Source organism: Deltaproteobacteria bacterium, from assembly GCA_029860075.1.
In the GTDB taxonomy this organism is placed as follows: domain Bacteria; phylum Desulfobacterota; class JADFVX01; order JADFVX01; family JADFVX01; genus JAOUBX01.
Map to the genome: position 1 here is coordinate 1 of JAOUBX010000125.1, position 8,952 is coordinate 8,952.

General features: G+C 48.0%; 4 protein-coding genes. 3 read left to right on the plus strand and 1 reads right to left on the minus strand.

The window, feature by feature from the left end; genetic code table 11:
• The first annotated feature begins 23 nt into the window (after window positions 1–23).
• Window positions 24–7,427 carry a DUF6531 domain-containing protein gene (locus OEV42_20720; protein MDH3976693.1) on the plus strand — a complete coding sequence of 2,468 codons (7,404 nt, stop codon included), beginning with the start codon at window positions 24–26 and terminating at the stop codon, window positions 7,425–7,427.
• A 2-nt stretch (window positions 7,428–7,429) separates the two neighbouring features.
• Window positions 7,430–7,669, plus strand: coding sequence for a hypothetical protein (locus tag OEV42_20725; GenBank protein ID MDH3976694.1), 240 nt, complete (start codon window positions 7,430–7,432; stop codon window positions 7,667–7,669).
• Between the two features lie 128 nt (window positions 7,670–7,797).
• Here the strand turns inward: OEV42_20725 and OEV42_20730 are convergent, their stop codons facing one another.
• Entirely contained in the window at window positions 7,798–7,989 is a 192-nt protein-coding gene (locus OEV42_20730; protein ID MDH3976695.1) for a hypothetical protein, read from the minus strand.
• On the opposite strand from OEV42_20730, the gene OEV42_20735 reads away from it, so the two are divergent.
• The coding region (locus OEV42_20735; protein ID MDH3976696.1) for a hypothetical protein at window positions 7,960–8,952 on the plus strand (993 nt) is incomplete at its 3' end. The two genes, OEV42_20730 and OEV42_20735, sit on opposite strands and share 30 nt — an antisense overlap.

Sequence of the window (8,952 nt, forward strand, 5' to 3'; positions counted from 1 at the left end):
TTCTTCCGGCCCTTTCCAATGATGTGACGGTTCCTTTGCCTGCCGACTACCGCAACATTCAGCTCATAGATCCTGAAAGCTGTGCGCTTCCCTTCCCGCTGCCCGGTGATTGCGGCACTGTCGCTACAGGGGGAATCGATTTTGCGCCTCTTGTGGTGAAGACCATTCCTGCCGGTGTTATGTTCGATACCCTTCTTGGCGATACGGTCAATACGAAGTACACGGTACAGGTCTCTGTCGATGGTTTAAGCCCTGTCGATTTTAACCTCTCTACGGAAGGGGTAAGGCCTGCCGGAGAATATTTACCGCCCTCTCTTCTCATCCGTCACATGGCTATTGTCAATAATGACGGTCAGCTTGTTAATAGCGCCCCTGCCGGAGAAATGCTGGGAGCCAACCTGACGGCCCAGGTTTTTCTCCTTAGCGATGAATACAGCATGGGTCCTGTTTACGGCTGTGTAAAATATGACAATTCGGGCAATTCCTACAATACCGATTGCCGTGATATTATTTCAAGCGGCAAGGTAAAGATTGAGCCTGTTACTAATGCCACGGTAAGCTTCAACCCTGTTCTGCCGGCCGGGGGAGACCAGGTGGTGGGAGCTACACTCAATGCGGGCAGCGGCAGATATGAGGCAAGCTATCAAACGGCTTCCCTTGCCGCTGTCAATACCATTGAAGCTTCAGGTGAGGCACTGGTTGACGTGCCTGTTGTTTATTACAACTCTGATGAGAATAAGGCTATTACCACCGCTTATGAAACGACGGCCGAATCGCTGCCTACACAAGCGGTGACCCTTAAATTGGGCCAGAAAGCCCTCTTTGATGAGGCAACGGGCAGTCCCGTCATTAAAGGTGCCGAGGAGAAGGCTGTTTATAGGGCTTATGGTGTAAAGCTGGGTAAGCTTGATCTTACCACGGAAGTTATCCTCCTTAACGAGGCGGGCTACAATGTCTGGGATGACCTCTTTAGCTATCGCATCGAACCGGTTGACTATGAAGCTGCCGCGGCGGCTATCGATATGTACGAAATCGATGAGACAGGAGAGCGCCGTCTTATGGGCGTCATCCAGAGCGGAACCTCCGGAGATGTTCAGACCGTTCTTACGAGTGGCGCTGCCCGTTTTGATACAAGCAAGACCTACGAAGCACAGGTAGTGCTCAACCGGGGCTCGGCTATCGAGATGAAGGGTGAACTGGTAGAGATCCGGGTTGTCGATGAAGATAGGTTTAGCGGAGCCGTTGATCTTGAAAGGGTGCATCACTTAAGCCGGTTCGATGTAGGAGCGGCCCTGGCGCTTCAAACAGACAGTTTCCAGATATTTGACTTCTCTCTGGCAAAGGATTCGAACGTTACTATCAGGCTGCTCGATGAAAAGATGGTGGAAAAAGATGTTCTTATCGATAAAACCCTCCTGCTTGCCGGTGATCACATGTTCTTAATTGATTTTGCATCAATCAATAAGGCGGGGTTCAGTCCCGGTTCAGCGCCACGCTTTAACGTTCTTCTTGAAATGAGCGCCGCCGATGGAAGTGAAGATAGCTGGAGAGTTCATCCGGGCAGAATGAGAGGACGAACTGACGGGAAGATGCTCGGTCAGACTATCGTTCATGACGTGCTTATCCAGGACGGATCACTTAACCTGTCAAGACAGGATATGGCTTTTGGCGGGCGTGGGCCTCAGCTTGCCTTTTCAAGAAGCTACAATAATCAGGGAAGTCCCGCAGCTTTCAATCCGCTCGGTAACGGCTGGAGCCACAGTCTTGATATGAAACTATGGCCCCTTTCCACGGCTACTCATGTGGGAGGCTTGCCGGGCTGGGTTGTCGGCCTGAAAGGAAAATACTTTGAAGAAAGTGATATTCCTGTTGAGATTGTCAGTCTGAATATGGTGTCTGTCAACGGTACGGTTTTCCAGAAGAATGCCCTTGGCGGGTGGTATGCCGAACGGGGAAGGCACGGCAGCCTGACGGAAGAGACAAATACCTTTGTTTACAGGGCGAAAGACGGAACGAAATATCGCTACCCCGCTACCGCCTGGAGAAAACCTTCGCAGGTGGAAAGCATTGAAGACCGTAACGGCAATATGATGATTTTCAGCTATGACGCCATGGGCAGGCTGGAGCGTGTTGCCGACGCCGTAGGCAGGACTTTATTACTTGAATATGGCTATTTCAGGGGCATGGGCTTCATTGAAAACAGCCGCCTCTTCAGTGTCACCGGACCTGACGGTGTGAAAGTGGCCTTTACTTACGACAGCGAGGGAAATCTCGTCAAGGCCGCCAGGGGTGAGCGTATGGAGACATACGAATACAGGCGCGAACCTGCCATTGCCGGTGCTGAATTTAACCTTGTCAAGTCGACCGACACCAACGGTTACAGTTATGAATATGACTATTACGGCGCCAATGAAGTCGATTCCAACCTGAGGACTTTCACCAAATACCTTAAATCACAGGACGTGGTCAAGGCCGTCCGTTATCCCGACAGCAACGCCGCCTTCTTCCTTTATGATGTAGCCGGTGGAAACAAACGTGTCGTTACCGATCTTGCCGGTAAAGATACAGTCTATACGCTCAATTTCTACGGCAATCCCCTCACCATCGAAGAGCCCCTTGGCAGAACAACGCACATGACCTGGTCTATCGATGAAGGCAAGCCCGATAATGTGATGACTTCCCGAACAGATCCGCTGGGGAAGGTGACCCTCTATGAATACGACGGCAAGGGGAACATAAGCAAAGAGACGGACCCCTACAGTAACAGTATTGTCACCAGCTGGAACCAGGAGTTCAGTCTGCCTGAAAGTCGAACCGACAGGAACGGCGTAGCTGAAAGCTGGACTTATAATACCAGGGGGAACCTGACAAATTACACTGACGGTGACGGAAACAGCGTTAGCTACAGCTACTTTGCCACGGGGGAAAGAAGAAGCATGACCGATGGCCGCAGTAATACAACGAACTATACTTACGACGCCAACGGTAATCCCAACACCGTTACCGGCCCCGAAGGGAGTGTCACCGACTATGACCACGACATCCGCGGCAGGCGCATTGCCCTTACCGATCCGCGGGGTAACAGGACGGAATATACCTATGACGCCCTCGATCAGCCCGATCAGGTTATTTATCCCAATATTACTGACTACAGCCTCCCTGCCGGTTCGACGAATATCGTTGATTACAATTATGATGCAGTGGGCAATCTTTTGAGCGAGACCAACCGCAATGGGCTCACGCTTAATTACAGCTATACGGCACGCAATCAGGTGGCAAGTATTTCGAGAAGCAGCTCTGGGACAAGGTCTTTTGTTTATGACGCCAACGGGAATCTCACCAGTGAGACGGACTGGGGCGGGATAGCTACGGCCCATACCTACGATGCTCTTAACAGGCGTATTACCACAACGAACCGTTTGGCTCACACCATGAGCATGACCTATGACCTGACGGACAATCTCAAGTCGCTCACCGATTATGAAGGCAGAGTGACAACTTATAATTACGATGATCTTGGCCGTCTCACCGAAACAATCCAGCCTGCCCTGGCCAGTCAGGCGGCGGGCACAATTATTAACACCTATTACAACGAGGCCGACGCCGAAAAGAACCTCAAGTCCATTACCGATCAGGAGGGGAATGTTATTCAATTCGCCTACAATGGCCGCTATCTTAAGACCAGCCAGACCAATGCGCTCGGTGACGTGAGCAGCTTTGCCTATGACGCAGCCGGTAATCTTATCAGCCAGACTGATGAGGAAGGCAAGGTAACAAGTTTTGAATACGACAAACAGAACCGCCGTACAAAGGTCATTCAGCCCGGTGGAATTGAGACAGGCTATGCTTATGATAAATCAGGCAATATGACAAGCCTTACCGATCCGCTGGGAAGAGTGACTTCTACGGCCTATGATGCCTGGAACCGGCCATGGCAGGTGACTGACGCTGATGGTTATGTGAGCGCCACATGGTATGACGGTGAAGGGAAGGAAGTTCGTGTTATCGACGGCAACGGTAATGTAAAACGCTTTGTACGCAATTCTCTTGGTCTTGTGGAGAAGGCCATCGATGCCGAGCTTAAGAGCACGCTCTATACCTACGATCTCAACAGTAATGTAACGACCGTCACCGATGCAAGAGGGACGGTAACAGCTACTACTTATGATGCTGAAGACAGGCCGACCAGTGTCGTCGAAGCCGATGGAACAGCGGTTGCCCGGACCAAAACCGTCCTTTATGACAAGATGGGGAATGCCGTCGAAACGACTGACTATAAGGGAAATATCACTAAAACAGCTTATAACGCCCTCAACCTGCCTGAGACAGTAACAGACGCCAATAACAATGCAACGACAACAGAATACGACAGGCGGGGCAAGGTGGTGAGTGTTACCGACCGTCGTAATAATAAAACAACATTTGAATATGACGCTCTCGGTCGTGAGGTGAAGGTGACCGACGCCCTCGGTCAGTTCACGCAAAAGACCTATGACAAGGTGGGTAATGTCAAGTCCTTAACCGACAAGCGGGGCATTATCACTGAAAATACTTATGATGACCTTTATCGACTGATAAATACCAAGCGGGCGGGAATCACTCTCGTTACTAATGAATATGACAACGCGGGTAATGTGACGGCAACGACCGATGCCGAAGGAAACCGGACAGGATATGACTACAACGGGCGTAATCTGCTTATTGCCAGCATTTATGCAGATACAACGACAGAGAGCAGGACTTATGACGGTGTGGGGAATGTGCTCACCGTTACCGACGAGGAAGGGAAGGTAACCACCTATACCTATGATAAAGAGAACAGGGAGACTTCTGTTACTTTTGCTGGGGAGACGACAAGCAAGGAATATGATGCTGTCGGTAATCTTACGTTAATCACCAAACCTCTCGGCAATACCAAAGCTATGGTCTACGACGTGCTCAACCGGATGACGGAAGTGAGCGAAGGCGGTCTTGTTACCAAATACGCCTACGATAAGAACAGCAACGTAACGTTCCAAATGGATGCGCTGGGCCGTCGCATTAAGTATGAATACGATGCGCTCAACCGGAAGGTGAAGCATATCCAGCCGGGAAATATTACCACCACCTATGGCTACGATGCCGAAGGGAACATGACGGCTATGACTGATGCCAAGGGGCAAAGCTTCAGTTATGTTTACGATAAGATCAATCGCCAAACAGAGGCTAGCTATCCCGATATCGCCACACCTTACATGACGCCGCTTAAAACGGTGACGGCTTATGATGCTAACAATAATGTGATCACTGTTACCGAGAGCAAGCGGGATGTTGACGGAAATACCGTTACAGACCTGACGGAGAATGTTTACGATGACTTTGACCGATTGACAAGCAGCACGCAAAGGGGTGTTGCAATCAACTACGCCTATGATAATAACGGTAATAGAACCAGTGTTTCTACTGCCACCGGAACAACGGCGTACACATACGACAGCCGAAACAGGATTGAAACGGCTACCGCTGATACATTGGTAACAAGCTATGGTTACTATGTCGATGGGAAGAAGGACACCGTTACCTATCCCAACGGAACGGATGTGAAATACACTTATCATCCGACAAACCGGGTGGCGAGTATTGTTAATAAGGTGACAGCTGATAGTTCGGTAATTTCCAGCTATGCCTATGAATATGACAGTAACGGTAATAGAACTTCACAGGTTGAAGTTCAAAACGGGGTAACGGAAACGACAAGCTACAGCTATGATGATCTCGACAGGATGGCGGACTACACCGTAACCGATGGAACAGACACGACGCTGACGACTTACACCTTTGAGGCTTACAACAGGAAAACTGAGGATATCAGCACTAATGGAACTGCAACTGCTTCGAAGACATATACTTACGATGCTTTGGATAGGCTCGCCAGAGTGGTTGATAGTGTTAAAGGTAAGACAATTAGTTACAGTTACGATCTTAATGGCAACATGATTTCAAGAATAGACAGTCTCGATTCTGCTGCAAAGATGCAGTTTGAATATGACGCGCTGAACAGACTCGTCAAAACAATGCAGGTTTCGGTTGTTAAAGGACTCTATGATTACAATGCCGGAGGCTTAAGAGTACGCCACAGACTAAGCGAAAGAGGTGACGTTGATTACTTCTATGACGGTAATTCCGTCATAGAAGAGAGAAATGCTGTAGATAGTTCACTGCTTGCTCACTACCGCTATGCTGACAGACTCCTGTCTCTCAATACTGGCGCAGCAACGCAGTACTACCACCACGATGCTTTAGGCAGCACAGTTAACCTTACTGACAGTGTGGGTGCGGTTCAGGTCAGTTATAGCCTCGACCCTTGGGGAACGATCAGGAACCAGACCGGAAGCAGCATAAACCGCCAGATATTTACCGGGCAGGAGCTTGACGAGAAAACGGGGCTCATTTACTTCGGTGCCAGGTATTACGATTCTGAGACGGCCAGGTTTATTTCACAGGATACGTACCTTGGTGAGTATGGAACACCGCCTAGTTTGCACCGGTATTTGTTTGCTTATTCTAATCCTACTGTTTATATCGATTTGTTAGGGTATGCATCTGAATTACCTCCTGTAAGTGAGTATAATTATACGGGGTATACACCGGAAGGATATATATATAGCCAATATCAAGAAGCATCTCGCGGATACATGAACCCTGAAAATGCATTGCTGGATCGGGGGGTATATTTCTTACTTACGGTTGCAACGATGCCGGTGGCATTAGTAGAAGAGCATGTTGGCAGACCCCTGTTAAATGCACCAAACACAACTTATAATAGTGCAGTTCAAGCTGGTGAGCGTAGTGCAAGAATGGGCCTTAGAATAGAGGAGGAGGAATATCTGCTTGCAGTTGAAGAAGGGTTGCATGTAGTCAAACATTCAGCCGAAGGATTTGATGCAGCAGCGGCACTTTTTGTGCCCGCTGCTGAAATTGCAAGAGCAAAGAGTTTAAAACCGAAAAATTCAGGTCCAGAAATAACTGCTGAACCTCGAAATTCTACAAATAAAACTGAATCATTTGTTAGAAAAGAAATTGAGCAGGTGGAGAATACTGTTGAGAACGTTGCAACAAAAAAATCAGATATACCAGTTAAATATGATCCTGAATTTGCAGCACAACAGATATTAAACCATAAGCCAGTTACACCAGCTGGTAGGCAAATAACTCCCCATGCAGCCGGTAGGATGGTGAATCCACCTAAAGGTAGGAATCCTATATCAGCAACAGAAGTTGACTATATTGTTGATTCAGCGGATAAAATAAAGAAAATTACAGATCATCCTGAAGGTCCAACTATTACTTTACAAAACACTAAAATGCAAGGTAAACCTCAAGTAGTGGTTGATGCAGAGACAGGTAGAAGAATTGTTACAACCATAAATCCAAAGAGGAAAAGGTAATCATGACTGTAAATAAGCTAAAAGATTTATTAGAAGTTTTTATTGAGGGTAAAGATCGATCTGTTAAATGGGCAAATTCTGTAGAAAGTGTTATCGATAAAATCAATAAAGAAAATGAAACAGACTTTGAAGAGTTACAGGACTATTTAGCTTCATATCAACCAGGGGGTGGGGAATTTTTATACAATGAAAAAGAAATGGAAGTAATTTGTCTCAAAGTACTGAAGAAATTAGCAAAATAAATAAGGTGTCCTATTTCACCACCTTCTGGACACTAAAAAAGACCGCGGCAAAGCTACCGCATAGTTCTTTGACAATTGAATAGATGACAAAAATAACACCCCTGCCATGTTTGTATACATGGCGGGGGTTATTCGTATTCATTTAAGACGGTAAGGGGAATATCAGCAAAGAGACGGACCCCTACAGCAACAGCATTATCACCACATGGAACCAGGAGTTCAGCCTGCCTGAAAGCCGCACCGACAGGAACGGCAATAGCGAAAGCTGGATTTATAATGCCAAGGGGAACCTGACGGGCTATACCGACGGCGACGGTCACAACGTAAGCTACAGCTATAATTCCACAGGCGAAAGAAGAACCATGACGGACGCCCGCAATAATACAACGGACTACACTTACGACGCCTACGGCAATCCCGATACCATAACCGGCCCTGAAGGTAGTGTCACAGACTATGACCACGACATCCGCGGCAGGCGCATTGCCCTTACCGATCCGCGGGGTAACAGGACTGAATATACCTATGACGCCCTCGATCAGCCCGATCAAGTGATTTATCCCACCATTAGTGATTACTCTCTTCCTACCGGATCGACGAATATTGTCGATTACAATTATGACAACCTGGGGAATCTTTTGAGTGAAACCAACCGCAATGGCCTTACGCTTAATTACAGCTATACGGCACGCAATCAGGTGGCAAGCATTTCGAGAAGCAGCTCTGGGACAAGGTCTTTTGTTTATGACGCCAACGGTAATCTCACAAGCGAGACGGACTGGAAAAACGTCACCACGGCCCATACTTACGATGCGCTTAACAGGCGTATTACCACAATGAACCGCCTGAGCCATATTATGAGCATGACCTATGATTTGGCGGACAATCTCAAGGCCCTCACCGATTATGAAGGCAGAGTGACAACTTATAATTACGATAATCTGGGAAGACTTGTTGAAACAATCCAGCCTGCCCTGGCCAGTCAGGCGGCGGGTACAATCATTAATACCTATTACAACGAGGCCGACGCCGAGAAGAACCTCAAGTCTCTTACCGACCAGGAGGGGAATGTTACCCAATTCGCCTACAATGGCCGCTATCTCAAGACCAGCCAGACCAATGCCCTGAACGATACAAGCAGCTTTGCCTATGACGCAGCCGGTAATCTTATCAGCCAAACTGATGAGGAAGGCAAGGTGACTACCTTTGAATACGACAAACAGAATCGCCGTACAAAGGTCATTCAACCCGGTGGAATTGAGACAGGCTATGCTTATGATAAA

Coding starts and splice junctions, on each gene's coding strand:
- OEV42_20725 (MDH3976694.1), top strand. CDS start 7,430: ATGACTGTAAATAAGCTAAAAGATTTATTAGAAGTTTTTATTGAGGGT.